This window comes from Arthrobacter sp. FW306-05-C, from assembly GCF_021801725.1.
Classification (GTDB): domain Bacteria; phylum Actinomycetota; class Actinomycetes; order Actinomycetales; family Micrococcaceae; genus Arthrobacter.
In genome coordinates this window covers 4,406,075-4,431,180 of sequence record NZ_CP084556.1, presented here as the reverse complement: position 1 = coordinate 4,431,180, position 25,106 = coordinate 4,406,075, and the positions used below count along the sequence as shown (strand labels likewise).

Sequence of the window (25,106 nt, the reverse complement as noted above, 5' to 3'; positions counted from 1 at the left end):
AAGGTTCCTTACATGACTAATGATGGTGGTGGACTGGCCCGGGTCGGTTTCAGGGGAGCAATCTGGCAAGGTATCGCACTGGTGTCAGGCAAGGGCATCGTGCTCCTCACGACAATCGTGCTTGCGCGTCTCCTGTCGCCGGAACAATACGGGCTCGTGGCTGCAGCCCTTGTCCTCATGGCTTACATGGAAACTGTCGCGGATGCCGGAGTGGCACAAGCACTGGTGTATCTGCCTGCTTCTGCAGTAACTGCGCGCTCGGCGCTCCTGGTCTCGGTGGTGATTGGTGCCGTGCTCGCCGTCTTGGCCATACTGGCGGCGCCTTGGATCGGAGAACTGTTCCAGTTGCCCGAGGTTGCACCTTTGGTCAGGGTGCTCGCTATTTCACTGCTGGCCACAGCCCTCGGGGCGGTCCCCGAGGCGCTGTTGAGGCGGGACCTGGAGTTTAAGAAGCTGGCAGTCGCACCGGTCCTCCGCGCATTCACCACCGGAACGGTTAGCCTCATTCTTGCCTTCGCCGGGTATGGAGCATTCTCGCTCGCTGCAGGAACAGCCTCAGGATCAGTTGCGTATGCGATTGCCTGCTGGTTCCTTGTTCGCCACTCCGCTCCCTGGCAAATCTGGCGGGTGGCCGGGGATGCGATCCGGGCAACAATCAAGTTCGGACTTCCCGTGGCCGGCAGTAACTTGCTCGCGAGGCTCATCTTCGACGTGGACTATCTGATCATTGCGGCCGTGCTCGGGGCCCAGGCCCTGGGCTTCTACACGCTGGCATTCCGGCTTCCCGAGGCGCTCATCATCAATGTGTTCTTCGTACTTTCCACCGTCCTGTTTCCCTTGTACACCCAGGTTCAAGACCAGCCCGGGCGCTTGCGGGATGGCTATCTTAGAGGCGTCCGGATACAGGCCCTCTATGGCATGACAGCCGGTGTGGGGCTGGCCGTGCTGGCGCCCGTGGTCGTACCGTTGGTTTTCGGATCCAAGTGGATCGATTCCGTTATCCCACTTGTCTTCCTCTCGCTGTATGCCGCGGCGCGCTCGCTTGGAGCGGGAGCAAACGACGTATACAAGGCAATCGGCCGGCCCGGAATTTCGATCGCTTTTTCCAGCGTTCGATTGGCGGTGCTGGTGCCCGTCCTGCTGTTCGCCGCCCAGTGGGGGATTATCGGAGTAGCGCTGGCCCAAATGGCGGCAGCTGTCTTTTTCGCGTTCGGCATGCAGGCCGTGGCAGCCAGAGTGCTGGGCATAGCGCCGAAAGCCCTGCTGCAAGCGGTCTTCCCTGCGCTGGCATGCAGCGTGATCGTGGCAATTACCGGGCTCGGCATCTTCCTCCTTCCCTACCTCGGCGGATTGCCCACCGCGGTACTGGTGGTGGCAGCCGCCATTGGCGCGGTGTACGCCGCCCTGAGGTTTTGCTTTACCGCACTGCATGACGAGCTTCTGGTCCTCCTCCGCAGGAAGAGGCCTCAACCTGCATGACCCAGGACTAAAGGCAACGGAACCTTCAAAGCCATCCAACCTGAAGCATGGAGTGACATGAGCAATTCAAAAGAAGCGGCCACGAGTGATCCTAAATTCATTCCCGCCTCCCTGATACTTGTAGCGCCGCGCGTGAATTCGGGAGGAGTCGGAGACTACGCACAAGAGCTCATTGCTGCGGCAATTCCTTCCTTCTCCTGCTTCCGTGAGATCAGGACCGGCGGGCCCGGAGATGCGGGAATCCTCGACCTGGTGCGTTACCGGGCACAATTGGCAGAGGTCATCGACAAGGCGGCATCGGACGGACCAGTTGTTGTCCATTTCGAATTATCCGCAGCATCGCTGGCGCCCTTCTGGCTGTTGGCAGGTTGTCCCCGGCACGTGGTCATTACAGCCACGGTTCACGACCCGCCGTGGGCGGTTTGGTGGCCCTTCCGGTTCAAGTCCGTGGCGGCGAGGAAGTGGCTCCACCACGGCATCCACCTTCCGCTTCGGCCGGTAAGTAAGCAGTTTGAGCGCTTAGCTTTGAGAGGGACTGCTTTGTTCGCGCTTACCGACGTCGGGGCACGGGCTTTGCGGGAGGCATTCCCTGCCTGCACGGCAGTGGCGGCGCGGCACTTCATACCCTCCAGGGCCGCCCTTAAACCAGCTTTTGACCGGCCACTGGCCGTAGGACTGTATGGCCATGCCGCCAAAGGCAAGGGTTTCGAGCGGCTCGTGGAATTGCGTGCGGCGCTTCCGCCCGAGGTTGATGTGATCGTGGCGGGGCGTGGAACGGAAAAGCTTCCGCACGTCCCTGGAGTAACCATTCTTGGCGCCGTTGAGGGCGCTGAGGAAGACGCCTTCTTCGAGTCCGTGAGGGCGATCCTTTTGCCGTACGACAAAACAAGTCGGTTCTACGGAAAAATGCTGCCGGCGTCCGGCGTGGTTTCGCGTGCTTTCGCCTATGGCACGCCTGTGCTCGGCTTCGACTCCGGAACGCTCGGTGAAGCGTCGAAAGCGGGCGGACTTATTGCAGTCCCGAATTCCGTGCAGGCGCTGGCCGATGCGGCTTCCATGGTCATCACGGACCAGGCGGAACTTGAACGACTTGAAAGTGAGATTGGAGAACTGCAAAAGGAGCATTCTGTCCGGCAGGCAGTCCTACCTTTTGTCTCGTTTTGGCGCGATGCCGTGGATGCACTGCCGCCCGGGCGTGAGCCCTTGCCGTGAGCTGAGCATCTGTGGAACCGCTGTCAGCCCTTGTTCCGGCTGCGGTTATCCACATACTCCCGCCAGGAACCTAGGGGCCCGGCGGCACCCGGAATAACGTGGAAAACAAACACGAAGCAACGTGCATAAGCAGCGGAGAGGATCTGCGCGTGGAGTCCCTATATCTTGGATTTGGCAGTGCCGCAGTCATACTTTCCGTGGTGGCAGTCCTAACGCATCCGGACCGCCGCTCTGCACTTTCGTTTCTGCTGGGAGTATCCGCCGGGCTGGTCGGCGTGCAGGTTTTCCGCATTCACATCTTCACGATCCTTGCGGTAATTTGGCTGTGCCTGCCGGGAGGTGCCGTCAACAGGAGCTCTGCAAAGTTCCTGGCACCGCTTGGCTTTGCCGCCGTGTTGTTTGCCTCCACTGCGCTCCTCGGAGATCTGGTGAACAGCCCAACTCTGGCACTGCAACTGCTTGGACTCGTTGGCTCAGCCGCAATCGTGGTGCTGAGGGCCAGCCGGGAAGATGCGAAGGCCATGCTGTGGGGCTTGCTTGTCATTTCCACTATTGGCAGTGCAGTGGGTCTGTTGCAGGTCTTCAAGCTCGTGCCGAGCGACCTGTGGCACTTGCAGATCAGTGCCATTGGCCGTCCGACAGGCATTTATCCCGAACCCGACTGGCTGGGCATGTACGCCGGCGTCGGGGTCATTCTCAGTTGGCGGTTGGCCCTGCCGAGGGTGGCGAAGGTGGTTTTCAGCCTGACAAACTTCATGGTTCTTGTGTTGGCAATGGCCCGGGCGTCATGGGTCGCCCTGGTGGGGACGCTGCTCCTGGTCGCGTGTGCCGCGGTGATCTACCGGGGCACACATGCAGTCGGCCCGAGGCTCAAAGGGCCTCGTAAAGGCCGCTTGGCGGCCATTGCTGCCGCCGTTCTGGCATCGGCAGTTGCCCTGACCGCGGTCCCGCAACTCCAGGAGGACCTGGTACGGCGGATCTCGACAATGATAGGCACCGTCCAGGAAGATGACATCTCGGGCCAGGCCCGGATCAGGCAAAACGACTCGTTGATGGCTCTGGCGGACACGGTGCCGGTGTACGGGCACGGGATCAGTGCAGCCGGCAGGGTAGGCGCCTGGGGACAATTCGAGGCCGTGGGCGAGGCACAGAACAACGTCGCCAGTAACTGGATTTTGGGCATGTGGGTTGACGGCGCATGGTTCGCTGTCCCGCTGATCGCCTTCCTGATCACACTGGCGTTGGTAAGGATCCGGACGATTCCGGGGCAACTGCTGACTTTCTGCCTGATCAGCAGTCTTTTCTCGAACGCGGTCTTCTTCCCGATAACCTGGATCCTGGTCGCTCTGGCAATCACTGCGGGCCAGCGCCGGCACAGCACACCCGTCACTGAACAGGAAACTGCGGGCGTCCCGGCAGGGGCGGTGCCGAGACCCTACCCACCCCGCGCAGCTGTGGCCCAGCCTTAGAAAAGGCCACCCCAGTCCGGCAAGGACTCCCAGTACTGCTGGCGACGTGGGCGTGATGGCAGGAGCCGGTGATGGTTTCGCTGGGGGTGCCGCGGCGAAGGTCAGACAAACTGGTAAAGCTGCATGCAGGCTCTTGGAACCGTGAAGGTTCGGGCCAGCCGGAGAATGACTGTTCGAGGCGATCGCAAATGCGAGCCCTCTTCCTCCCCTTCAGTAAAGGCCTGAACGGTTTGCTCAGCGCCCCTGGGTCCGAGCTCCAATCAGCCCAGTCCCTCGGCCCAGGGCAGGCTCCGCGGGGCTGTGCTATGCGTCCGACGGGCACCTCCGGACGTTGTCGCTGCCGCCTAAACCCCACTCAAACATAGGCCGCCCCAGCATTGCTGCTGGTCGGGGTCCCTTCCAAACATGGAAATGCTCCCCGAAAGTCAACACTGATTCCTCAGTCCGGCCTTCGGGGAGCAAGTCCATGCGTCCCCGGTCTTATCGCTCTGGCAAGATCCAATTTCGGTACAGGGCAGCCCAGTCTCTGGAGGCATCCGCATGGAAGAGCTTGCCTGCGAGTGCTGCTTCAGTCCTGCCCTGGCCCACGGCATGTTCGATCGCACCGATCCAGCCGGCGATTGATGTATCCCGCTGTTCGCCTGATTCCGTCACCAGCAGCCTGGACTGCGGTCCATAGAGTCCCCGGAGGCTGGTGCCAGCACGTCCAACGATAGGAACGGCCTGTTCCAGCGCACGGATAGCGATGCCGCTCTGATAGAAGCGCTTGTAAGGGATGATAATTGCGTCACTGGTGGCAATCAGCTCATCAAGCTCGCCTTCACTAACAAAGCGCGCGTCCACAGTCCAGCCGTTGACGGCGGGCCAACCACGGCCAACTATTTCAAGGTTGTACTTTGGCGTGAGCCTGGTGGCCAATTCCTCAAGCAGGGCCACGTCCCTGTCGGGCTTGTACTGCCCAAGTACGCGGACAGTTGGCCTTCCGGTGCCACCGGTACGCCCTTGTACCGCATCACCCACTGGAAGCATGGGATGCGGCAACAGGATCATCCCGGGTGCCAGGCCCAGGTCGCCCATGGCCTCCGCCGCCTCCTGGCTGTGCACAAGGGCTCCCGGCCGCTTCTTCAGCTGCCCCACAAGTCGGGCAACCAGGGGACTGCTGCCAACAGACCGGACCAGCGGGCGCGGATCATGGTAGACGATGATCCCGGAGTTGCCGCAGGTGATTTTGACAGTAAGGAAGTCCAGGAAACCGAGTACAGGCCATGTTAGAAGAACGCGGGTCGGTACAGGGCTTCGGCGTGCCAGGCGACCCGCCGAACGGAGGGCCCCCGAATAGGCAATAAGCCAACGAAGCCGCCCCTTTCCGGATTGCGACGGTTCCGGGACGGAAATCAGCTCTGTCTCCGCCCCGGCGTCCTGCAGATGGCCGCACAGGGCTGAGGTGTAATGTTCCAGCGCAACGCCAAGCGGGTTGACGACGACGATTCGCGCAGTGCCGTTAGCGAAGGGTAGCCCGGAGATTGCCGGCGCTGTCGACGTCATTGCTCTGCTCCCCCTGCCTTTCCGCCGTTTTCTCACCCATGGCCGCACGCATGGCGCGTTCGTAGCGCTGGCACACGTCGGTCCAGTCGTACTGGGCAGCTGCCCGTTCCCTATTGGCCTCCCTGGCCTTCGCCCGCTCGTCGTCATCCTTCAGCATGCGTTCTACCGCCCTCTTGATGGCCAGTGGTTCCGGAGGCACCAGATACTCGTCCGACCCCAGGACTTCCGCGTTATAGGGGGTGTTGCGGGCGACAACGGGTGCCCCGCATGCCATCGCTTGAACGAGGGCAGGATTTGTTCCTCCGACACTGTGGCCGTGGAAGTAAGCGCCGGCATGCTCCCACAGGGAAAGGAGTTTTTTGTCGTCGCTGAGGTGGCCGAGCCAGTCGACATTTGGATGCTCACTCAAGCGGCGGGCAGCTTCGTCCAAGTCACCGCCGTATCCGGTGGATCCAACAATCACCACCTTGTGCTGCTCGGCAAGGAGCTCGGCCGCTTCGAAGAACTCAGATACGGTGTTTTCGGGAACGAACCGGGCGACCATGAGCACATATCCATCGTGCTCATATCCCGGGACCACATCGCTCCTGGCGGGAATTCGTCCGCCATAGGGGATGAAAACACTGTCGCGGCCGAACTCTTCCCTCCACCGGCGCTGGATTTCCAGCGAGTCACTCACAAGGATGGTGCCGTACCGGGCCGTCATCCGCGCCCCAAGCTTGAAGACGGATTTGGCAATCCGGTTCCACTTGGCACGTTCCCATTCAATGCCGTCAACGTTTACAACACTCGGTATTCCGCGAAGCCTAAGCAGGGGAAGGAAGAAACCATTCGCCACGTTCATCACCAGGGCAACCCGGGGCTTGTGCAGCAACGAATGGAGGACCGAGGACAACCCGAACGAGAGGGTGCTGAGTGATTTACTCTCAAGCCCCCACGTTCTCGTGGTCCGCACGCGTGCGTCGCGGGCCTCGTCGTCGTCCTTTGTTTGGCCTGCCCGGCAGTAGACGTTTACATCCCAGCCGCTTTCTGCGAGGAATGGCGCCAGGTGGCGGACGGCAGTCTCGAAACCGCCGTAATAACTCGGGTAGCCACGGGTCCCGATAACAACTACAGACTTGGACATTCGTTCTCCTCTGGGAGCGTGAAACCAGTACCCACAGATCCGCGGGCGGGTGACGGCAGGGCCATGAAGGTAAAGCGGAGAGCCAGCCGCCTAGGATGAGGGGACGCTTCTCCGTGCTTTCTCATTACCGGCCAAGGGAACAGCAGCGGGGCGCGGCGTTGTCCTGGTTTCATGCGCGTTGGACCGGTCACGGGGAATCGGAAGGCGTTCGGCCTCCGGTTCAGGCGTGTAGTACGTATACCCGTCAAACTCCTTGGCAGGCAGGCCGTTGATGAGCGTTCCCAGGACGCTTGCATTGACCTTCCGAAGGTTTCCGAGGGCCTTCCGCAACTGGTCGGTGGTTGTCCGGCCCGCCCTGACAACGACGATTGCTCCATGCGCGATGCGGCTCAGGAGTACGGCGTCCGTTACCGGGAGCAGCGGGGGAGCGTCGATGATGACAATTGCCCGTTCCGCCAAGGAATCAATGAGGTGCTTCATGGCGTGGGAGCTGAGCAGTTCGCTGGGGTTGGGTGGAATCCGGCCGGCCCCCAAAATCGACAGGTTTGGCAAGTCACCGCGCTGTTGAAGGACCTCATCGAGCTCAGCTTTGCCAGTGAGGATGTCGGTGACACCTACGCCGGGAACCACGCCGAAAATCTTGGCGACGCTAGGGTGCCTCAAGTCTCCATCGACGACTACCACCTTTTCCCCAGCTGCCGCCATTGTCGCGGCCAAATTGGCAGCAACGGTGGATTTACCCTCACCACTGACGGAGCTTGATACGACGATAATTCGCGGCGGGTTATCAACGTCGAGGAAGGCCAGGTTGGTGCGCAGTTCACGGAGTGATTCAGCGAATGCGGGGCTATGACCGGCTCCACCCTGCTTTACTGTTGCTCCTACGGCACCAGTGTGATCTCCCTTCAGCTTGGCCTCCACGGGAAGGGCCGCGATCACGGGCAGGGACGAAAGGCGCTCGACGTCGTCGGCAGTACGCAGCCGGCGGTCAAGGTGATTCCGGAGGAGTGCGGAGGCATAAGCCAGGAGAAGACCTCCGGCGAGACCGAAGATGGTAGCCAACGCCAGCCCTGGAGAAGCAGGGGCGGTGGGGACAGTGGCTGCGTCGAGCGGAATCAGGGAGAGCCGCGGGATGGCGGGTGCAGCCGGCTGCCCGGAGGCAGCGGCGGCCTCCCTGTCACGGACCTGCTTGGCCAGTTCGGTGATCCACGCGTCCGCAACTTTTTGGGCTGTTGCCGGATCATCAGACTCGGCTTTGACATAGATTTCAGCCGACTCAAGCGGGACGGTGACCGTGACGTCCTTCAGCAGGTCATCGCTGGCCTGGGACAACCCCAAAGAGGCACGCACGTTGTCGGCCACCAAACGGGATTCTGCCAGCGACTTATAGTTCTTGGCCCTTGCCTTGGCCAACGTGTCACCCTGCAGCAGGGTGCTCACATTGTCGGTTCCCACTGCAAGTACCACCGCAGAAGCCTCCGCGGCGTAGACGCGCGGTTGGAGCGCACTCCACGCCATGACTGCAAGCGTGATGCCAAGGGTTACGGCTGTGATCGACTTCCAGTAAGTGCGGGCTACCCGTACGTAGTCCCTCAATCCCATTCCGGCAGCCTTTTCATCGCTGCCGCCAATCTCCTGATAACTCAAGACTTCGATCCCTTCTGTGGGTTGAAGCGCCGGATAGGCAGCTTCGGCAAAGGGGCCCGGGAAGTCCGGGTCTCTGCGTGTGACCACTTCTGCTGCCATGGATGCCCCTTTTCCGGCTGTTGCCTGTGTCGTTGCTTGACGAAATGGCGTGAAGCAACGCTATGGCGCCTGGGGCCGCCGTGGTCCTTGTGGCCAGGGCGGCTGCGGACACCCGGGGCCAGAAATGTGGATACTGCGGGTACCTGCGGGGTTGCCTGGAGCGCCAGGCAACCCTGAAGGTGCTGGTGGGGAGCTAGCTTGCCGGCTTCAGGGCAGCTTGCCAGGCCCCAGCGGCCTTACTGGCTGAGAACGTCCAGGTGCTGGTGCCGCTGGCTCCCGCAGATGGCTGGACCCTGTCGGCTTCCTCGGTAATCTGGCCGCCTGCCGCTTCCCAGCGTTCGGACCAGCCTGTGGGAGCCGTAATCGCCGGCGTGCCACTGTCGTATCCCGCTCCACCAATGAGCATGGCACCGCTGCTGGCAGTCGTAATGCTTGGGACCGTGATGCTGGTTCCGGACGATACCTGGGTTGCCGCGTTGGCATCCAGAGGAGTGGTGGTGTTAACTCCCCGGTAAGCGGTGATTCCCCCGCCCCACTTCACAGCCGGATTCGTGGTCCATGAGTATGAGGTACCGTCGGCAGTTCCCACGACGTGGTAGTAAGCGAACACTTCTGCACCCGACCAGACGCGCAGTCCATTCACAATGGGTGTCCACCCGGCGGGCACCGAGCTGATCGAAGGGTTCAGGTCTGCTGTAAAGGACGCCACCAGGACATCTCCCGCCGCTGCGCCGGACGGTTTGGGCAGCGTAACGGTGGCTGCCGTGCCGGAGTAGCTGCTTGCCGTACCCACCACTGTGATGCTCCCCGTCGGCGTTGGCGTCGGCGTGGGGGTCGGTGTAGGCGTTGGCGTTGGGCTGGGTGAAGGGGTTGTTCCCAGGGGCCGGTCCGAGTACCAGTACCGCTTTGTGGCGTTATTGCTGGCCATGACCACCACACCCGTAGTTGCGTTGACGCTTTGCTTGGTGGTGGTGACGTCATTCATGTTGGCAGAAGCGCCGTCCTGGATAACCGGGGTTCCCCGGCCGGTGCCAAAGACCGGGTTGTCCATGGAGGCGGTCTTTTCGTAGATACTTCCGGGAATGCCGGAGTAGGCACAGCCTGATACTGAGGTGGACGGGCCGGTGTAGAAGGCCCTGACCAGGTTGTTGGTGGTGTCCAGCAGGATCTGGGGGCGCGTGACGCAGTCGGCAATGGTGGCAATAGTGGACCGGGTGAAGGAACCCGTCCCGGGCCGGAATACCAGGAGCTGCAACTCCGGCAGTGTGGGGTCTGACGACGTGTCGTTCAAGCTCGTTTTTACGGCTGCATACACGCGTCCTGCTGAATCTGCCATGAGTGCTTTCAGGTTCAGGTGGTCATCCGCCTGGCCTTTACCCTGGACAGCCGGCTGGAAGTTCCAGGAGGATGCAGCGGTGGTCGATGTCCCGTCCGTGCGGGTGGCCCAATAAACGGCATTCGAAAGGTGGTCACTCCACATCACGCCGATCTTGTTGCTCCCGAAAGCGACCACGGCCGAGATGTCATCCGGCGCGGGATTCGGATCGGCTACAGGAAGGACGAACGGCGTGCCCCAACTCGTTCCTCCTGGAGCGGACGAATTGACGTAGACGCTGCTTGTGTAGCCGCTCGTGGAGCTCCCGGAGACTTGGGTCCACGTAGCCCAGATGGCACCGGTGGTGTCTTTGTCGATTGTCATCGACTCACTGCTGTTGTTCGTGATGGTGGTGGGGAACCCGCTGTCGAGGGTGTATTTGCCGGCCGAGTAGCTGTACCTGTACAACTTGGCCGGCTGTCCGGATACGGAAGGTTGCGTGCTTGAGTCTCCTGACACCGTCACCACATGGGAAGCGATGTACAACTTGTTTCCGTCCCACAGCGTGTCCGCCAGCGTATTGCCGCGGCTATCGTTGAGGAGGCCGGTGTCCACCCATGTTTTTGAGGTCCGGTCCAGCCGGAAGATATGCCACCCGCTACCTGTGGCCCACATGTCTGCCCACCAGGTACCGTCGTTCCACCACAGCTTGCTTTGCGGCTTGTCAGCGGTGGGAGGGTTGCTCACTCCTGAATAGCTGATGCTTTGGTAGCCATAATTCTCGGCGGCCCGGGCACTGTCGATTCCGGCGATAAGCGTTAACAACAGGGCGACTGCCAGGGCCAGGGAGGAAGCAACGGAGGCAGGCGTTTTAGCTCTGGACATCTTGGGGTTTTCCTTAGGCGCAGGTTCATGGACATTTCCCTTGGCACCCCAGCCGTGCCGGACATTCGCGGGCGAACGTCGAGATTAGGGACAACGTAGTCCGCGCCTTCCAGATGGGGCAATGGGGTCTTTGCCGGCCGCATTTGATAGGGAGATGCGGGGATTCAGCCACTCTTCGCGGAGCTCCAGCAAGACGGAAGTCCCGGCCTTCCTGCCTCCTGTTTTCCACATAGCCCGTCCGGTTGCTGCCGGGCTGCAGCAGCATCCGGCTAGCCTTGAGTCAAGCGCGAATCGCCTATCGGGTCCATATGCACTAAGATATTGAAGTCTGTGCTGCGTCCTGCCCCCGTTCCGGTGGCAAGGCATTGCACGGAATCGCAAATGAACCTCCTGTTACGGAAATGCCGTAACCGCTTAGCCCAAAGGAGGTGGGTTCACATATGCGTCCTTACGAATTGATGGTAATCATCGACCCCGAGGTCGAAGAGCGTACCGTTGAGCCGTCGCTTCAGAAGTTCCTGAACGTCATCACCAACGATGGTGGAACCATCGAAAAGGTTGACATCTGGGGCCGTCGTCGTCTGGCTTACGAGATCAAGAAGAAGTCCGAAGGTATCTACGCCGTGGTGAACTTCACCGCCAAGCCGGAGACCGCCAAGGAACTTGACCGCCAGCTGTCTCTTAACGAGACCATCATGCGCACCAAGATCACCCGCCCCGAAGAGCAGAAGGTTGTTGCTGAGTAATTCAGCCGGCTTCATTCTTCACCCCGCAGGAAACGCACTCTTCACCCAGGATCGAACAAGGAGGCAGTAGATGGCAGGCGAGACCACCATTACGGTCATCGGTAACCTCACCAATGACCCGGAATTGCGGTTCACACCGTCCGGTTCAGCAGTAGCGAACTTCACCATCGCTTCCACCCCCCGCACCTTTGATCGCCAGTCCAACGAGTGGAAGGACGGGGAGACCCTGTTCCTCCGCGCCGCTGTGTGGCGTGAAGCAGCCGAGAACGTTGCCGAGTCCCTGACAAAGGGAATGCGCGTCATCGTGACCGGCCGCCTGAAGAGCCGCTCCTACGAAACAAAAGAAGGCGAAAAGCGCACCGTTATCGAGCTTGAGGTCGATGAAATCGGCCCCAGCCTGCGCTACGCCAACGCCAAGGTCAACCGCACCCAGCGCTCCGGCGGACAGGGTGGCGGCGGCTTCGGCGGTGGCAACAGCGGCGGTGGCTTCGGCGGCGGCAACTCTGGTGGAAACCAGGGCGGCAACTCCGGCGGAGGCTGGGGCGGCGGCAACCAGCAGGCTGCGCAGGACGATCCCTGGGCCACGCCCGGTGTGTCCAACGCAGGCGGCTGGGGCAACGGCCCCGATTCCGAACCTCCCTTCTAAAACCCAAACAACGGCCCGGCGCCGGGACTGCCTGGGTGCATAACGCACCCAGAGCAACTGCCGCCGTCGGACCACCACCATCCCGTGGATCAATATCCACGGGCTCCCTAGAATAGGAGCTCCACGATGGCTAAGGCTGAACTCCGTAAGCCCAAACCAAAGTCCAACCCCTTGAAGGCCGCTGACATCACTGTCATCGACTACAAGGACGTAGCATTGCTGCGCAAGTTCATCTCCGACCGCGGCAAGATCCGCGCCCGTCGCGTCACTGGCGTCACGGTGCAGGAACAGCGCAAGATCGCCCAGGCAATCAAGAACGCCCGCGAAGTTGCTCTGCTGCCTTACTCCGGCGCTGGCCGCGGCTAAGGAAGGGATTAACTAATATGGCAAAGCTCATTCTGACCCACGAAGTAACCGGTCTCGGTGCTGCTGGCGATGTTGTCGAGGTCAAGGACGGTTACGCACGTAACTACCTGCTGCCCCGCAACTTCGCCCTGACCTGGTCCAAGGGTGGCGAGAAGCAGGTTGAGTCCATCAAGGCTGCCCGCGCCGCCCGCGAGCACGCTTCCTTGGAAGATGCTCAGAAGCAGGCCGCTGCTCTGTCCGCCAAGCCGGTCAAGCTGGTCGTCAAGGCCGGCGAGTCCGGCCGCCTGTTTGGCACCGTCAAGCAGGGCGATGTCGCCGACGCTGTTGAGGCCGCTGGCCTTGGCAAGATCGACAAGCGCAAGGTTGAACTGCCCGCCCACATCAAGTCGGTTGGTTCCTACCAGGCCAACGTCCGCCTCCACGCTGACGTTGCCGCTGTGATCGAACTCGACGTGGTGGCAGGAAAGTAATTTCCCACCCCACGTGAGGACCCCCGTCGCCGGATTCCGGCGGCGGGGGTCTTTCGCTTTGGCGGTGGTAGCCTGCTCCGGTGAACCCGACACCGCGCAGCCGTCCTTTCCACCAGGTGGATGTATTCGCCAGCCAGCCCTACCGCGGCAACCCGCTCGCCGTCGTCCTTGATGCCCAGGGCCTGGATGCCGCGGCTATGCAGCACTTCGCCAACTGGACCAACCTTTCGGAAACCACCTTCCTGCTGCCGCCCGAGGATCCCCGGGCTGATTACAAGGTCCGGATCTTCACGGGCTCTGAGGAGTTCCCGTTCGCGGGCCACCCCACGCTGGGCTCGGCCCATACCTGGCTGGAAGCCGGGGGCGTACCCAAGGCGGACGGCTACGTGGTGCAGGAGTGCGCTGCCGGGCTGGTCCGGGTAAGGCTCGACGGCGGGAGGCTGGCCTTCGCGGCACCACCCCTGACGCGCTTCGGCCCCGTGGAAGCGCCGGTCCGCCGGCAGTTGGCGGCAGCACTGCGATTGCGCGTGGATGATGTCCTCGACGCGGCCTGGCTGGTGAACGGTCCGGAATGGATCGGCGTCCTGCTGGGGTCGGCAGAACAGGTGCTGGCCCTGGAACCGGACCAAGCTGCCATGGGCGACCTCAAGGTTGGCGTAATCGGGCCCCACGCACCGGGCGCCGGTACCGACTTTGAGGTCCGCACGTTCCTGCCGGGTGACGCCATGGTGGAGGACCCGGTCACGGGCAGTTTCAATGCTGGAGCCGCTCAGTGGCTGATTGGAAGTGGGCGCGCGCCGGAGCAATACCTGGCTTCGCAGGGGACCGTCCTGGGCCGGGCGGGGCGGATCCATGTCGGCGCCGGGGACGGGGAGATCTGGGTGGGCGGCGATTCCACCACCTGCATCAAAGGGAGCGTTCTGCTCTAAGCCGGGGCTCCGGCCGGGTCTGGTTGCGTACTAAATGCCTTGATCCGGGCGCCCGATACTCCGGGAATACTTCCGTGCTGCCCGCAGTTCATTGGTATAGATGCAAATGCATGTAGAATCAGAATGAACGAGCACCAGGAGAATGCCATGGAAACCCGCCGCATCACCGTCCTTTCTGCCGGGCTCGGCGTACCCTCATCCAGCCGGCTGCTGGCAGACCAGCTCGCCGCAGCCGCCGAGCGGCAGCTCAAGGCAGGCGGCTACGACGTGGCGGTGGATGTTGTGGAACTCCGCGACCTGGCCGTGGACATCGCCAACAACTTCGTTACCGGCTACGCCGCACCACACTTGGCGGAAGTTATCGCCGGCGTGGAGGCATCGGACGGAATCATCGCGGTCTCCCCGGTCTTCAGCGCCTCCTACAGCGGGCTTTTCAAGTCCTTCATCGACGTCCTGGACCCGAAGTCACTGGACGGGAAGGCAGTCCTGCTGGGCGCTACCGGCGGCACGGACCGGCACCAGATGGTGCTGGACTATGCCCTGAGGCCGCTCTTCAGCTACCTCCGCACCCGCATGGCTGCTACCGGCGTCTTTGCGGGGCCCCAGGACTGGGGAACCGCAGAAGAGGGTGGTGGATCACTCGCGGACCGCATCGAGCGCGCGGCGGGTGAGTTCACCCGGCTGCTTGAGGGGCCGCAGCCGGGCCGGAAGCCCGCTCCGCTGGAGTCCCTGCCGTTCGAGCAGCTGCTGGCGGGTATCGCAGGGTCCCGCTAGTTGTATTGACCACAGACGTTAGTGACGCCCGGCGTGGTTTGGTGACATGAAGAAGACCTCCGGGTGGAGTGGGGCTTGTCTAGAGTCCTTTTCCACACACGGAGGTCTTCGTGTCCCACCCTAATGCTTTCCTCACTCCTCGTGGCCGGTTACAGCTCGCGCAGTGTGTTGTTGATCAGTGCTGGAGCCTGCGCCGTGCCGCGGAGCGGTTTCAGGTTTCGGTCCCGACTGCTGAACGTTGGGCGAAGCGCTACCGCCAGGAGGGACCCGAAGGAATGGTGGACCGTTCGAGTCGGCCACATTCCTCGCCCCGCAGGACTGCTACGCGTACCGAACGGAGGATCATCGCCGTGCGTGTGAACCGCCGGTGGGGCCCTGCCAGGATCGGCTATCTGCTGGGTCTGCACCCCTCGACCGTCCACCGGGTACTGTCCCGCTACCGGCTGGCGAAACTAACCTGGCTCGATCGCGGCACAGGACGAGTGATCCGCCGCTATGAACACGACAGGCCGGGGGATTTGGTCCACGTGGACATCAAGAAGCTGGGCCGGATCCCCGATGGCGGCGGACATCGAGTCGTGGGCAGGATCGCTGGCTGGAAGAACAAGACCGGCACCAAGGCCAACCGCCGGCCCGGCTACCACTACCTCCACAATGCCGTGGATGACCACTCACGACTGGCTTACACCGAGATCCTCACTGACGAAACCAAGGAAACGGCAGCAGGCTTCTGGGTGCGGGCAAACGCCTGGTTCAAAGAACACGGAGTTACCGTCCAACGTGTTCTGACTGACAACGGGAACTGCTACCGGTCCCATGCTTTCGCCGAAGCGCTGGGTCCGAATATCAAACACAAACGCACCCGCCCCTACAGACCACAAACCAACGGCAAAGTCGAACGGTTCAACCGCACCATGCTTGAGGAATGGGCCTACATCCGCCCCTACCGCTCAGAAGCCGAGCGAGTTGCTGCTTTCCCCGACTGGCTCCATGCTTACAATCACCATCGAGCCCACACTGCACTCAAAGGTAAGACACCGGCCAGCCGCGTCATCAACCTCTCAGGTCAATACAGCTAGTTGTCCACCTGCTAGTCGTCCAGCAGCGCGATGAACTCCCGTGCCTGGGTGAGGGAGATGTCGGAGTGGCGGGTCAATGCGTTGGCCGCCGCCTCCGTGTCGCCGCTCCGGGCCAGGGTGCGGATCCTGCCGTAGATCTCATCGTTGAGCATGTTGCTGCTCACCTCGCGCGTGACGTCGCCCTTGCTGGCGATGGCCCGGTAGCGGTAGGGGAACCGCTGCGGCTCGTCGTCGTCGTCCTCCTGGACGGACTGTGGCGGCTCGTGGCGCCGATAAGGCTGGGGGTGGGCCGCCAGGGCGCCTACGGCGTCGCGTGAGGCCCTCAGCCCCTCTCCGGTGATCTCGTAATACAGTTTGATGGCGGCCATGGCCTGGCCCTGCGCGATCAATGCGTAAAGCCGCCGGTGTTCCTCTTCCGACAACCGGTCCGCCGCTGCCCTGGCCAGCTCATGTGATGTGGCGGCAGGTTGCGCCGGTGTGGAAGGGTGTGCGGCCTTGCGCTTTCGGCCGGCGCGGTACGCCACCGTCACCCCCGCAACCACCGCGAGCAGGATAAGGACCGGGACCACAAGGGATTCCATTTTCACGAGCCGTTCTGTGTACTTCCTGGCCCTCGCCAGGGGCGGTTGCTTTGCTGGCCATCAGCCCAGCCATTGCCTGCTGCCGGGTGTGCGGCTGCATGTGCTGGCTACCAAGAATCTTAATCCAGATACTGGTTATCCACAGCAATATTCACCGGTGCGCATACAGCCCGGGGTCCTGCCCGTCAAACTCCCCAAGCGGAATATGAGCAAGCCCACGGCATTGTCCTGCCTGCCCTTGGAGCCACCCTCCTGCCCGCTCCCGGCGGCGCGCCCCGCGGGGCCTGTGGATGAAATTCCCCGGAAGAAATATTTACTCCACATGCTATTGGATGCGTTTCCGCAGGTCAGAGCACTGTGGGAGGGTAAAAAACTTTTATATCCACAGGCTTCCCCACAGGCTGTGCACAAGCTATGCCGCTTACTGCACAGGTTATCCACAACCTTGCGGGCATGCTGGCTTTGCTGCCGGGACCCCGGCGGTTAGCGTAGCGGGGTACCTGTTCTTCGCGGCCGAAACAGGGCCTCTCCTGCTTCGGCGCGGGACCCAGTCGGCCGCTTCCCACGTGTAGCTGTGGAAAAGCTGTGGATACTGGGGATAACTCCAGGCGGGGGCTGTTAGGGAACGCTTGGGGCGCTCAATTGTCAGAGCCCGAGGGTAGAACTGGACACGTAGCGGGAGCCGGATTGCCGGAGGCCGCGAGCAGGACGGAACACCGGACGCACGCCCGGTACAAATGGAGGACGGCAGCTTTGTCAATCGCGCATCTGGACCCTGTCGAGGCAACCCGTGGATCGGACGCCAGCAGGAAGCCCCCGCAGGACATCGCTGCCGAACAGTCCGTACTGGGCGGCATGATGCTTTCCAAGGACGCGATCGCCGATGTTGTGGAGATCCTCCGCGGCCAGGACTTTTACCGGCCCGCCCATGAGACCATCTACGAAGCCATCATCGACCTGTACGGCCGCGGCGAACCCGCGGATGCTGTCACCGTCTCGGACGAGTTGACCAAGCGCGCTGAAATCAACAGGATCGGTGGCCCCGCCTACCTGCACGAGCTGATCCAGACCGTCCCCACTGCTGCCAATGCCGGCTACTATGCCGAGATCGTGGCCGAACGTGCGGTGCTCCGCCGGTTGGTGAACGCCGGCACCAAGATCGTGCAGTTGGGCTACGGTTCGGACGGCGAGGTAGAGGACCTGGTCAACCAGGCGCAGGCAGAGGTTTATGCCGTGGCCGAGCGCCGCACCGCAGAGGACTATGTGGTGCTGAAGGACGTCATGGAGTCCACGGTGGACGAAATCGAGGCCTCGGGCCACCGCGGTGAAGGGATGGTTGGCGTCCCCACCGGTTTCTACGAACTCGATGAACTGACCCACGGACTCCACCCGGGCCAGATGATCGTCATCGCTGCCCGCCCCGCGGTCGGCAAGTCGACCTTCGCCCTGGACTTCGCCCGTTCCGCAGCCATCAAGCACAACCTGGCCACTGTCATGTTCTCCCTGGAAATGGGCCGGAACGAGATCGCCATGCGCCTGCTGTCGGCCGAGGCAACCATCAGCCTCCAGGATCTCCGCAAGGGAACCATCAAGGACGAACAGTGGTCCAAGATCGCTACCACCATGGGACGCATGAACGAGGCGCCGCTGTTCATTGACGACAGCCCCAACATGTCCCTGATGGAGATCCGCGCCAAATGCCGCCGCCTTAAGCAGCAGCACGACCTCAAGCTCGTGGTCCTGGACTACCTCCAGCTCATGAGCTCGGGCAAGAAGGTGGAGTCCCGCCAGCAGGAAGTCTCGGAGTTCTCACGTGCACTGAAGCTTTTGGCCAAGGAACTCCAGGTCCCCGTGATCGCGCTGTCCCAGCTGAACCGTGGATCGGAACAGCGCCAGGACAAGCGGCCCATGGTCTCGGACCTCCGTGAGTCCGGCTCCATCGAGCAGGACGCCGACATGGTCATCCTGCTCCACCGCGAGGACGTCTACGACAAGGAGTCCCCACGCGCGGGCGAGGCCGACATCCTGGTGGCCAAGCACCGTAACGGTCCCACCAAGGACATCGTGGTGGCGTTCCAGGGTCATTACTCACGGTTCGCCAACATGGCCGGCGACGCCGGTGGCGGCGGTGGCTTCTAGGAGCCCTGCGCCAGCAGATGGTTGGGCAGCCGGTTCCCGGGCGCCGTACCCCGGATCTCCAGGAGTTCGCGGGCGTGGGCGTGGAGCCGTTTGTCTTCGTCGCTGACCGGCACCCAGGCGGGGACGGGCACTGACGTGCCTTCGTCGTCGCGCGCCACCATAACGGTGAGGCAGTAGGTGGTGAGGTTCAGCTCCCTGCCCTTGGGATCGCCGGAGCGGACGTGGACGGCGATGTGCATGCCCTTGGTCCCGGTGTACACCAGCCGGGCTTCCACCTCCACCACATGGCCGATGAGCAGCGGGCGGTAGAAGCGCACGCCCCCGGAGAACACCGCCACGGTGTCCCGGCCGCAGTAGCGTGAGGCACAGACGTAGGCGGCCTCGTCGATCCACTTCATGACGATGCCGCCGTGGACCTTGCCGCCCCAGTTCACGTCGGTGGGGGCCGCCATGAACCGCAGCGTCACCCGTTCGGCCGTGCCGGAGTCGGTATATTCCTGCCGGTTCATGGCTTCCACGATCTGCTCGCGGACCTTGATCCTGGCCAGCGCATGGTCGCGCTGCTCGATCTCCTCCGGAGTGACGGGCTCGAACTGCTGTACCGGAACGGGCTTGCCGTCCGCTCCCACGGCCACGAAGATCACCATGCACGTGCTGCGCATCGTGGCCGGACCGCCCTTCGGGTCGCCCGAGGAGACAACGGTACGGATGTGCATGGATGACCGCCCGGTGTAGACGATGGTGGCCTCCACCTCCACCATGTCCCCGCTGTTGACCGGATCGGCGAAGTGGATGTTGCCCACGTAGGCGGTCACGCAGTAGGACTTGGCCCATCCCACCGCTGCGGCATACGCCGCCTTGTCCACCCATTCAAGGACCGTGCCGGCATCCACCGATCCGCTGTGGCCCACGTCGGTGGGGGCGGCGAGGAAGCGGAGGGTCACGGAGTTGGGGCGGCCGGTCTCAGTCATGGTGCGATCTTACTGACGGCCCCGGTTACCGGCCGGTTGGGACCGCAACAAACTGCCCCCGCATTAACCACAGCGGCGGCTACGCACCTGAGTGCGCAGCCGCCGTCCGGCAGTGGTGCTTCCGTTCAGGCCGGACTAGGCCAGGGCCGCAAGTTTGGAGTTGCTGCGGGCGAACAGCGCGCGGTCTATGGAGAAGCGGCCGGCACCGGTGAGGGCCAGCGCGAACGATGCCGCGGCCAGGAGCAGGACAAGCTCATACCCTCCGTTTGCGGCAAAGATGCCTGCAGGGGCATGAACCAGGAAGAGGGCGCCGAGCATGTCCAGGACAAGGAGTGCGGCCACCACGCGGGTGAGGATGCCCAGGATCAAGGCAACCCCGCCGGCCAGTTCCAGGACGGCGATGGAGGGAGCCATGAGTTCTGCGGCGGGAACGCCCATTTTGGCGAAGGAAGCCTGGGTGCCGGCAATGGTCCATTCGTTGAACTTCTGCCATCCATGGGCTGCGAAGAGGAAGCCGAGGATCAGGCGGAGGGCGGTGAGGGCTGCGGTGGTCAATCGTGGCTGGGTCATGGCTCCACCCTTCCGGACAATTGGTTGAACTGTTAACTAAAAGTCGAGAGGTGTGGTGTTTCTCATGCCCGTCCGCGTCCTGCCGGTGCACCCGGTTAGGCTGGCACCGTGCCCCAAAAATCCGCGCCGGCAACCACGGCCGCCACCCGCGGCCCGGCCCGGGAGATACTCCGCCTCGCCGTCCCTGCCTTCGGGGCGCTGGTGGCCGAACCCCTCTTCCTGCTGGCGGACTCCGCCATCGTGGGGCATCTGGGTGTTGCCCAGCTGGCGGGGGTGGGGCTGGCATCGGCCGTGCTGCAGACCGCCGTCGGGCTCATGGTCTTCCTGGCGTACTCCACCACTCCGGCTGTTGCCCGCGCCATTGGTGTCGGGCAGTTGGGCAAGGCCCTGGCGGCAGGGCGCGACGGCGTATGGCTGGCGTTGATCCTGGGCGTGCTCCTCGCCGTGGCCGGCTTTGGCGCCGCAGAGCCGCTGATTGACCTCCTGGGCGCCGAGGGCAGCGTCCGGACCTTCGCCGTCGACTACTTCCGTTGGTCCATGCCCGGGCTTGTGGCCATGCTGTTGATCTTCGCCGGCACCGGCGTGCTGCGCGGACTGCAGGACACCCGTACCCCGCTGGTGGTGGCCACCGCTGGATTTGGCGTCAACATCGTCCTGAACCTCTGGCTTGTCTACGGCCTTGGCTTGTCCGTGGTGGGCTCCGCGGTGGGGACCAGCCTTGCCCAATGGGCCATGGCACTGGTCTACCTGGTGATGGTCCGCCGGAACGCGGTCCGGCACGGCGTAACGCTGCTGCCCAGCTGGCGGGGAATCCGCAGCATGACCCGGGTGGGGTCCTGGCTCATGCTGCGCACACTCAGCCTGCGCGCCGCGATCCTGGCCACCGTGCTGGTTGCCACCGCCCAAGGCGAGGTGAATCTCGCAGCCCACCAGCTGGCTATGACCATCTTTTCCTTCCTGGCGTTCGCGCTGGATGCCCTGGCCATCGCTGCCCAGGCGCTTATTGGAAAGGAGCTGGGCGCATCCAACGCGGCCAGGGCCCGGCTGCTGACCGGAACCATGATCCGCTGGGGCGCTGGCTTCGGCGTGGTAACCGGCCTGCTGCTGGCCGCGGCGGCACCATGGGCCGGGGCGCTGTTTACCCCTGACCACCAGGTGCAGCAGGTGCTTACCGTGGCACTCTGGGTCCTGGCCGCGGGGCAGCCCATTGCCGGTTACGTCTTTGTCCTGGATGGTGTGCTGATCGGTGCGGGGGACGCGCGCTACCTCGCCCTCGCGGGACTGGTAAACCTACTGGTCTACGTGCCTCTGCTGGCATGGGTTGCGCTGTCCGGCGCCCATGGTGCCTCCGGGCTCGGCTGGCTCTGGGTGGCCTTCGCGCTGGGGTACATGGCGGCGCGCGCAGTCACCCTGGGCCTGCGTTCGCGCTCCGACCGCTGGATGGTGCTCGGCTCCGCCTGAGGCGGTCCCGGTTAGACCTCCCAGCCGCCGCCACTAAACTGGACCGGTGACGCAACCATCCACCCCCGCGGGCGCTGCTCCCGGAACCGCCCCCCGTAACGACCTCTGGAAGCCGGTCCTGCTCCGTTCGGCTGCTGCGCTGGTGTTTGGCGCCGTGACGGTCTTCTGGACTTCTCCTTCCGTCGAGGTCATGGGCTGGGCCGGGGGGCTCTACCTCCTGGCCGCAGGGGTGGTATCCCTGCGGACCGTCCCCGCAGCGGGCTTCGCCCAGAAGTCTGCCCCCGGCAAGCTGCTCTCCGCCGGCGGCGCAGTCCTGGCCGGGGCCGGCTTTGCCGTACTGCTCCTGCACAGCGACCTGTTGTTCGGCGTGGTCGCCGCCCTGGGGCTGGGCGTGGCCGGCATCCTCGAGCTCGCCTGCGGCCTGCAGCACAAGGGCCGCCACGTACTCGCAAGGGACTGGATTGCCTCGGGGGTCATCAGCATCGGAACGGCGGTGCTGCTGCCGTTCTTCATCAACCTTGGCGCCCACGCGCTGCTGGGTGTAGCCGGTGGCGGAGCCATTATCTCCGGCGTCCTGTGGGTACTTTCCGGGCTGACCCTGCGGCACGATGCCCGCGCCGGGGCAGGAAAGCCGTAAACTAGGGGGAGCGCCTTCTACTTTCTGTAGAAAATGGGTGCGACACCGCAAACGTAAACCAGGCCGGCCGCGCGCCGCCTGCAGGGAGGAATCACTGTGGCTGACCAGCATCAAGGAAAACCGCGCAAGCTGCGGACCTCGGTGAAGGGTCCCCTGATGTTCTCCGCATTCTGGGCCGTCGTCGCCTTCGTTGCGGTGTTGATCTTCGCCTCCGGGGGGAGCGCACGCGCACCCCGCTTCGACCTCGCTTTCACCGCAGCCGGCATCGCCTTCATCGCCACCCTGGTGGTCGCCGCGATGCTGTCCATGAGCTACAAGGAGAACGCGGAACACCTGGGCAAGGGCTCGGGCGTGAACTTGAGCTCCGCGCCCAAAGCCCCCCACGGAGGCTCCAGCCACGGCTTTGGTGCTCCCGGCGGCCAGAACCCGCCGGTCCCCGGCGAAGATACGGACGGCACGCCCCGCTAACCTGCCGCGGCCTGCCTGGCGCGGTAGGCGGCAACATGGGCCCGGTTGGCGCAGTTGCCCGTATCGCAGTACCGCTTGGACCGGTTGCGGCTCAGGTCCAGCACGCCGGCGTCGCAGTCCTCCGACTCGCAGATGCGCAGCCGGTCCATTTCCTTGCTGCGGATGACGTCAGCCAGGGCCATGGCTGCCTCAGTGCTCATCCGGTCCGCCAGCGGCGCCTCCGGTGCAGTGGCATGCAGGTGCCAGTCCCACCCGTCGTGCTTCATCAGCTGGGGCAGGGCATTCGCGTCACGCAGCAGCCGGTTGACCGTGGCCACGGCGGCGTCCTCATCCGCCGTCCATACGGCGGCCAGTTCGCGGCGCAGCTTCAGCACGCTCTGCAGTTCCGCGGCATCCCGGGTCCGGGCTCCGGAAAATCCTTCCGCGTCCAGGAAGCTGTCCAGGTCGGCAACGGAGGCCAGTCCTTCGCGGCCGTTTGCGGAGGTGTTGATGAGGTTCACCACCGTGCGCAGCGCCACCTCCGTGTCAGGGGCGAAAACCATGTTGACTCCTTACAGCGCCGAAGCGTAGTGTCATGAGCATTACCCCACTTTACTCCTGACAGGAGGCGACGTTGCCTGCCGCCAACAAGCACCACCCCACTTCGGAACTGCCCGCCACGCGGACCGGCTTCCTTGCGTCCGGGCTCGGCATCGCGTTGTTCTCCTCGGCCGTCTTCGGCCTGTCCGGATCATTTGCCAAGTCGCTGCTGGAGACCGGATGGTCCCCGGGCGCGGCCGTCACCGCCCGCCTCACAGGCGCTGCCCTGATCCTCGCCCTGCCCGCAGTGTCCGCATTGAGGGGCCGCTGGCACCAGTTGCTGGACAACTGGCTCACTATCGTGCTGTTCGGCCTCATCGGCGTGGCGGCCTGCCAGTTGTTCTACTTCAATGCAGTGGCACGCCTGTCCGTCGGAGTCGCGCTCCTGCTGGAGTATCTGGCCCCGGTCATCATCGTCCTTTGGCTCTGGGCCGCCAGCCGCCGTCGCCCACGGGTGTTGACCGCCGGCGGGACGCTGCTGTCGCTGGCCGGACTGGTGCTGGTCCTGGACCTCACCGGCGCCGTGAAGGTGGATCTGGTCGGCGTCCTCTGGGGCATGGCTGCCGCGGTTTGCCTGGCCATCTACTTCTTCATCACGGCCAAGGAAAACGACACCCTGCCGCCTATCGTGCTGGCTTCCGGCGGACTCATGGTGGGTGCTGCAGTCATGTGGCTTGCGGCCGCCACGGGACTGCTGCCGATGGCCTTCACCACCGCGGACACCAAACTGGGACCGTGGACCACGCCCTGGTGGGTGTCGCTTGCGGGGCTGGTGGTGCTGGCAACCGTGCTGGCCTACACCTCGGGCATCATGGCGGCAAGGGCGCTCGGCTCCAAGGTGGCATCCTTCGTGTCCCTCACCGAGGTCCTTTTTGCCGTGCTGTGGGCATGGCTGCTGCTCGGTGAACTTCCGGGCCCTGTCCAGCTCCTGGGCGGCGTCCTCATTGTCGGCGGCGTTATCCTGGTCAGGCTCGACGAGCTGCGCGCATCCGGGGCCGGCAACGGCAGGCTGCCGGCCTCACCGCTGGAACACGCGAACGACGTCGAACCAGTCCCTTAACCGCGCCCGCCGCCGTCGTACGCAGAAAAAGTGGTATGCCAACAAAAAGGGCAGGGACACTGCGTGGTGTCCCTGCCCCGCCAGTATGTGGCGGTAAGCCTAGTGAGAGGCCTGGCTCTGCTCTTCGGCGTTGCGCTTGGCCTGCGCGCCAGCTTCCTTCAGTGCCTCGGCAACCTTGGTGAGCATGGCGGTGTGCGTACCGGACCACTCGTTGCGGAACTTGGTGGCGTCCGGGCCTTCCCAGTTGGTGCTGCTCAGAACCTTGGTGAGAGTGGACTTCTGCGTCTCGATCTCGGACGCCCCTGCCTGAAGCTTGCTGCCGAGCTGGCGAAGCTGCTCAACGTCTGCACCCCAAATAGCCATCAGTTTCTCCTTGTTAGGTCGTGGATCCGAACCAGATCGGCATCCCCAGCGGCCCCCCGGCTCATCCGGAAGATCCATTGCCTAAAACCTATCCCGGCCCCCAAACAGTGTCGATGGGCAGCCCTGCCCATGCCGGGCTCCCCATGGACGCCGGGTGGAGACCATGAAAAAGGGGTCGATCCCAGGCGTTGGAAGAGCCTAGCATGGCGTTATGTGCCGGAATATCCGAACCCTCCACAACTTCGAGCCTCACGCCACGTCCGAGGAAGTGCACGCGGCGGCGCTGCAGTATGTCCGCAAGATCAGCGGGAGCACCAAGCCTTCCAAGGCCAACCAGGACGCCTTCGACGAGGCCGTGCACCAGATCGCGCACATCACGCAGCACCTGCTGGACTCCCTGGTGACGCAGGCGCCGCCCAAGGACCGGGAGGAAGAGGCTGCCAAGGCCAAAGCCCGCGCCGCAGTACGGTACGGCGCGGCCTGACCCAGC

At 63.4% G+C, this 25,106-nt stretch carries 25 protein-coding genes; 16 read left to right on the top strand and 9 right to left on the bottom strand.

What is annotated here, in order from left to right; genetic code table 11:
• Positions 1 to 12: 12 nt before the first annotated feature.
• The 3 genes from LFT44_RS20565 (at position 13) to LFT44_RS20555 (ending at position 4,160) form a co-directional block, all read left to right on the top strand.
• Positions 13 to 1,479, top strand: a complete 1,467-nt coding sequence (locus LFT44_RS20565) for a lipopolysaccharide biosynthesis protein (RefSeq protein WP_236800355.1) — start codon at positions 13 to 15, stop codon at positions 1,477 to 1,479.
• A 270-nt stretch (positions 1,480 to 1,749) separates the two neighbouring features.
• Complete coding sequence (locus LFT44_RS20560; protein WP_236800354.1) at positions 1,750 to 2,691, top strand: glycosyltransferase; 942 nt, start codon at positions 1,750 to 1,752, stop codon at positions 2,689 to 2,691.
• A gap of 200 nt (positions 2,692 to 2,891) precedes the next feature.
• On the top strand, positions 2,892 to 4,160 hold the full coding sequence (locus LFT44_RS20555; protein ID WP_236800353.1) for an O-antigen ligase family protein: 1,269 nt from the start codon (positions 2,892 to 2,894) through the stop codon (positions 4,158 to 4,160).
• A 480-nt stretch (positions 4,161 to 4,640) separates the two neighbouring features.
• Here LFT44_RS20555 and LFT44_RS20550 read toward each other — a convergent pair whose 3' ends face one another.
• The 4 genes from LFT44_RS20550 to LFT44_RS20535 all read right to left on the bottom strand — a co-directional run bounded on the left by LFT44_RS20550 (position 4,641) and on the right by LFT44_RS20535 (position 10,777).
• Positions 4,641 to 5,237 carry a hypothetical protein gene (locus LFT44_RS20550; protein ID WP_236800352.1) on the bottom strand — a complete coding sequence of 199 codons (597 nt, stop codon included), beginning with the start codon at positions 5,235 to 5,237 and terminating at the stop codon, positions 4,641 to 4,643.
• A 424-nt stretch (positions 5,238 to 5,661) separates the two neighbouring features.
• A complete protein-coding gene (locus LFT44_RS20545; protein ID WP_236800351.1) occupies positions 5,662 to 6,831 on the bottom strand; it encodes a glycosyltransferase in 1,170 nt (389 codons plus the stop codon).
• Between the two features lie 90 nt (positions 6,832 to 6,921).
• Positions 6,922 to 8,577, bottom strand: a complete 1,656-nt coding sequence (locus LFT44_RS20540) for a polysaccharide biosynthesis tyrosine autokinase (RefSeq protein ID WP_236800350.1) — start codon at positions 8,575 to 8,577, stop codon at positions 6,922 to 6,924.
• A 193-nt stretch (positions 8,578 to 8,770) separates the two neighbouring features.
• Positions 8,771 to 10,777: a hypothetical protein gene (locus LFT44_RS20535; protein ID WP_236800349.1), complete on the bottom strand. Its 2,007-nt coding sequence runs from the start codon at positions 10,775 to 10,777 to the stop codon at positions 8,771 to 8,773.
• 440 nt (positions 10,778 to 11,217) lie between these two features.
• On the opposite strand from LFT44_RS20535, the gene rpsF reads away from it, so the two are divergent.
• The 7 genes from rpsF to LFT44_RS20500 all read left to right on the top strand — a co-directional run bounded on the left by rpsF (position 11,218) and on the right by LFT44_RS20500 (position 15,787).
• Positions 11,218 to 11,523: a 30S ribosomal protein S6 gene (gene rpsF / locus LFT44_RS20530; protein WP_013602900.1), complete on the top strand. Its 306-nt coding sequence runs from the start codon at positions 11,218 to 11,220 to the stop codon at positions 11,521 to 11,523.
• Between the two features lie 70 nt (positions 11,524 to 11,593).
• A complete protein-coding gene (locus tag LFT44_RS20525) occupies positions 11,594 to 12,169 on the top strand; it encodes a single-stranded DNA-binding protein (protein WP_141158852.1) in 576 nt (191 codons plus the stop codon).
• A gap of 126 nt (positions 12,170 to 12,295) precedes the next feature.
• A complete protein-coding gene (gene rpsR / locus LFT44_RS20520; protein WP_003800144.1) occupies positions 12,296 to 12,535 on the top strand; it encodes a 30S ribosomal protein S18 in 240 nt (79 codons plus the stop codon).
• Positions 12,536 to 12,552: 17 nt separating this feature from the next.
• Positions 12,553 to 13,005, top strand: coding sequence for a 50S ribosomal protein L9 (gene rplI, locus LFT44_RS20515; RefSeq protein ID WP_018769834.1), 453 nt, complete (start codon positions 12,553 to 12,555; stop codon positions 13,003 to 13,005).
• Positions 13,006 to 13,085: 80 nt separating this feature from the next.
• Positions 13,086 to 13,934, top strand: coding sequence for a PhzF family phenazine biosynthesis protein (locus LFT44_RS20510; protein ID WP_236800348.1), 849 nt, complete (start codon positions 13,086 to 13,088; stop codon positions 13,932 to 13,934).
• Positions 13,935 to 14,081: 147 nt separating this feature from the next.
• On the top strand, positions 14,082 to 14,708 hold the full coding sequence (locus LFT44_RS20505; protein WP_236802967.1) for an FMN reductase: 627 nt from the start codon (positions 14,082 to 14,084) through the stop codon (positions 14,706 to 14,708).
• Positions 14,709 to 14,818: 110 nt separating this feature from the next.
• Complete coding sequence (locus LFT44_RS20500) at positions 14,819 to 15,787, top strand: IS481 family transposase (protein WP_236799187.1); 969 nt, start codon at positions 14,819 to 14,821, stop codon at positions 15,785 to 15,787.
• An 11-nt stretch (positions 15,788 to 15,798) separates the two neighbouring features.
• Here the strand turns inward: LFT44_RS20500 and LFT44_RS20495 are convergent, their stop codons facing one another.
• Positions 15,799 to 16,368: a hypothetical protein gene (locus LFT44_RS20495; protein WP_236802966.1), complete on the bottom strand. Its 570-nt coding sequence runs from the start codon at positions 16,366 to 16,368 to the stop codon at positions 15,799 to 15,801.
• 753 nt (positions 16,369 to 17,121) lie between these two features.
• Here LFT44_RS20495 and dnaB point away from each other — a divergent pair.
• A complete protein-coding gene (dnaB, locus tag LFT44_RS20490) occupies positions 17,122 to 18,507 on the top strand; it encodes a replicative DNA helicase (protein WP_236800347.1) in 1,386 nt (461 codons plus the stop codon).
• Here dnaB and LFT44_RS20485 read toward each other — a convergent pair.
• A complete protein-coding gene (locus LFT44_RS20485) occupies positions 18,504 to 19,478 on the bottom strand; it encodes an acyl-CoA thioesterase (protein WP_236800346.1) in 975 nt (324 codons plus the stop codon). The genes dnaB and LFT44_RS20485 overlap by 4 nt on opposite strands.
• 135 nt (positions 19,479 to 19,613) lie before the next feature.
• Complete coding sequence (locus LFT44_RS20480; RefSeq protein ID WP_236800345.1) at positions 19,614 to 20,048, bottom strand: DoxX family protein; 435 nt, start codon at positions 20,046 to 20,048, stop codon at positions 19,614 to 19,616.
• 108 nt (positions 20,049 to 20,156) lie between these two features.
• Here LFT44_RS20480 and LFT44_RS20475 point away from each other — a divergent pair, with 108 nt between their 5' ends.
• From LFT44_RS20475 to LFT44_RS20465, 3 genes are all read left to right on the top strand, one after another.
• Entirely contained in the window at positions 20,157 to 21,509 is a 1,353-nt protein-coding gene (locus LFT44_RS20475; protein WP_236800344.1) for an MATE family efflux transporter, read from the top strand.
• 46 nt (positions 21,510 to 21,555) lie between these two features.
• The gene (locus tag LFT44_RS20470) at positions 21,556 to 22,146 is read left to right on the top strand and encodes a hypothetical protein (protein WP_236800343.1); all 591 of its coding nucleotides are present in this window, start codon (positions 21,556 to 21,558) and stop codon (positions 22,144 to 22,146) included.
• A 96-nt stretch (positions 22,147 to 22,242) separates the two neighbouring features.
• Positions 22,243 to 22,614, top strand: a complete 372-nt coding sequence (locus LFT44_RS20465; RefSeq protein WP_236800342.1) for a hypothetical protein — start codon at positions 22,243 to 22,245, stop codon at positions 22,612 to 22,614.
• Here LFT44_RS20465 and LFT44_RS20460 read toward each other — a convergent pair.
• The gene (locus LFT44_RS20460; protein ID WP_236800341.1) at positions 22,611 to 23,156 is read right to left on the bottom strand and encodes a CGNR zinc finger domain-containing protein; all 546 of its coding nucleotides are present in this window, start codon (positions 23,154 to 23,156) and stop codon (positions 22,611 to 22,613) included. The two genes, LFT44_RS20465 and LFT44_RS20460, sit on opposite strands and share 4 nt — an antisense overlap.
• Positions 23,157 to 23,227: 71 nt before the next feature.
• On the opposite strand from LFT44_RS20460, the gene LFT44_RS20455 reads away from it, so the two are divergent.
• Complete coding sequence (locus LFT44_RS20455) at positions 23,228 to 24,253, top strand: EamA family transporter (protein ID WP_236800340.1); 1,026 nt, start codon at positions 23,228 to 23,230, stop codon at positions 24,251 to 24,253.
• 99 nt (positions 24,254 to 24,352) lie between these two features.
• On the opposite strand, the gene LFT44_RS20450 is transcribed toward LFT44_RS20455, so the two are convergent.
• Positions 24,353 to 24,616: a WXG100 family type VII secretion target gene (locus LFT44_RS20450; protein WP_043448478.1), complete on the bottom strand. Its 264-nt coding sequence runs from the start codon at positions 24,614 to 24,616 to the stop codon at positions 24,353 to 24,355.
• Between the two features lie 211 nt (positions 24,617 to 24,827).
• Here LFT44_RS20450 and LFT44_RS20445 point away from each other — a divergent pair, with 211 nt between their 5' ends.
• Positions 24,828 to 25,100: a DUF2277 domain-containing protein gene (locus tag LFT44_RS20445; RefSeq protein WP_236800339.1), complete on the top strand. Its 273-nt coding sequence runs from the start codon at positions 24,828 to 24,830 to the stop codon at positions 25,098 to 25,100.
• The last annotated feature ends 6 nt before the right edge of the window (positions 25,101 to 25,106 follow it).

Bases quoted from the DNA above. Each gene is read 5' to 3' on its own strand.
- LFT44_RS20565 (WP_236800355.1), top strand. From the start codon at position 13: ATGACTAATGATGGTGGTGGACTGGCCCGGGTCGGTTTCAGGGGAGCA.
- LFT44_RS20550 (WP_236800352.1), bottom strand. From the start codon at position 5,237: ATGGGCGACCTGGGCCTGGCACCCGGGATGATCCTGTTGCCGCATCCC.
- LFT44_RS20545 (WP_236800351.1), bottom strand. From the start codon at position 6,831: ATGTCCAAGTCTGTAGTTGTTATCGGGACCCGTGGCTACCCGAGTTAT.
- LFT44_RS20540 (WP_236800350.1), bottom strand. From the start codon at position 8,577: ATGGCAGCAGAAGTGGTCACACGCAGAGACCCGGACTTCCCGGGCCCC.
- LFT44_RS20535 (WP_236800349.1), bottom strand. From the start codon at position 10,777: ATGTCCAGAGCTAAAACGCCTGCCTCCGTTGCTTCCTCCCTGGCCCTG.
- rpsF (WP_013602900.1), top strand. From the start codon at position 11,218: ATGCGTCCTTACGAATTGATGGTAATCATCGACCCCGAGGTCGAAGAG.
- LFT44_RS20525 (WP_141158852.1), top strand. From the start codon at position 11,594: ATGGCAGGCGAGACCACCATTACGGTCATCGGTAACCTCACCAATGAC.
- rpsR (WP_003800144.1), top strand. From the start codon at position 12,296: ATGGCTAAGGCTGAACTCCGTAAGCCCAAACCAAAGTCCAACCCCTTG.
- rplI (WP_018769834.1), top strand. From the start codon at position 12,553: ATGGCAAAGCTCATTCTGACCCACGAAGTAACCGGTCTCGGTGCTGCT.
- LFT44_RS20505 (WP_236802967.1), top strand. From the start codon at position 14,082: ATGGAAACCCGCCGCATCACCGTCCTTTCTGCCGGGCTCGGCGTACCC.
- LFT44_RS20495 (WP_236802966.1), bottom strand. From the start codon at position 16,368: ATGGAATCCCTTGTGGTCCCGGTCCTTATCCTGCTCGCGGTGGTTGCG.
- LFT44_RS20485 (WP_236800346.1), bottom strand. From the start codon at position 19,478: ATGACTGAGACCGGCCGCCCCAACTCCGTGACCCTCCGCTTCCTCGCC.
- LFT44_RS20480 (WP_236800345.1), bottom strand. From the start codon at position 20,048: ATGACCCAGCCACGATTGACCACCGCAGCCCTCACCGCCCTCCGCCTG.
- LFT44_RS20460 (WP_236800341.1), bottom strand. From the start codon at position 23,156: ATGGTTTTCGCCCCTGACACGGAGGTGGCGCTGCGCACGGTGGTGAAC.
- LFT44_RS20450 (WP_043448478.1), bottom strand. From the start codon at position 24,616: ATGGCTATTTGGGGTGCAGACGTTGAGCAGCTTCGCCAGCTCGGCAGC.
- LFT44_RS20445 (WP_236800339.1), top strand. From the start codon at position 24,828: ATGTGCCGGAATATCCGAACCCTCCACAACTTCGAGCCTCACGCCACG.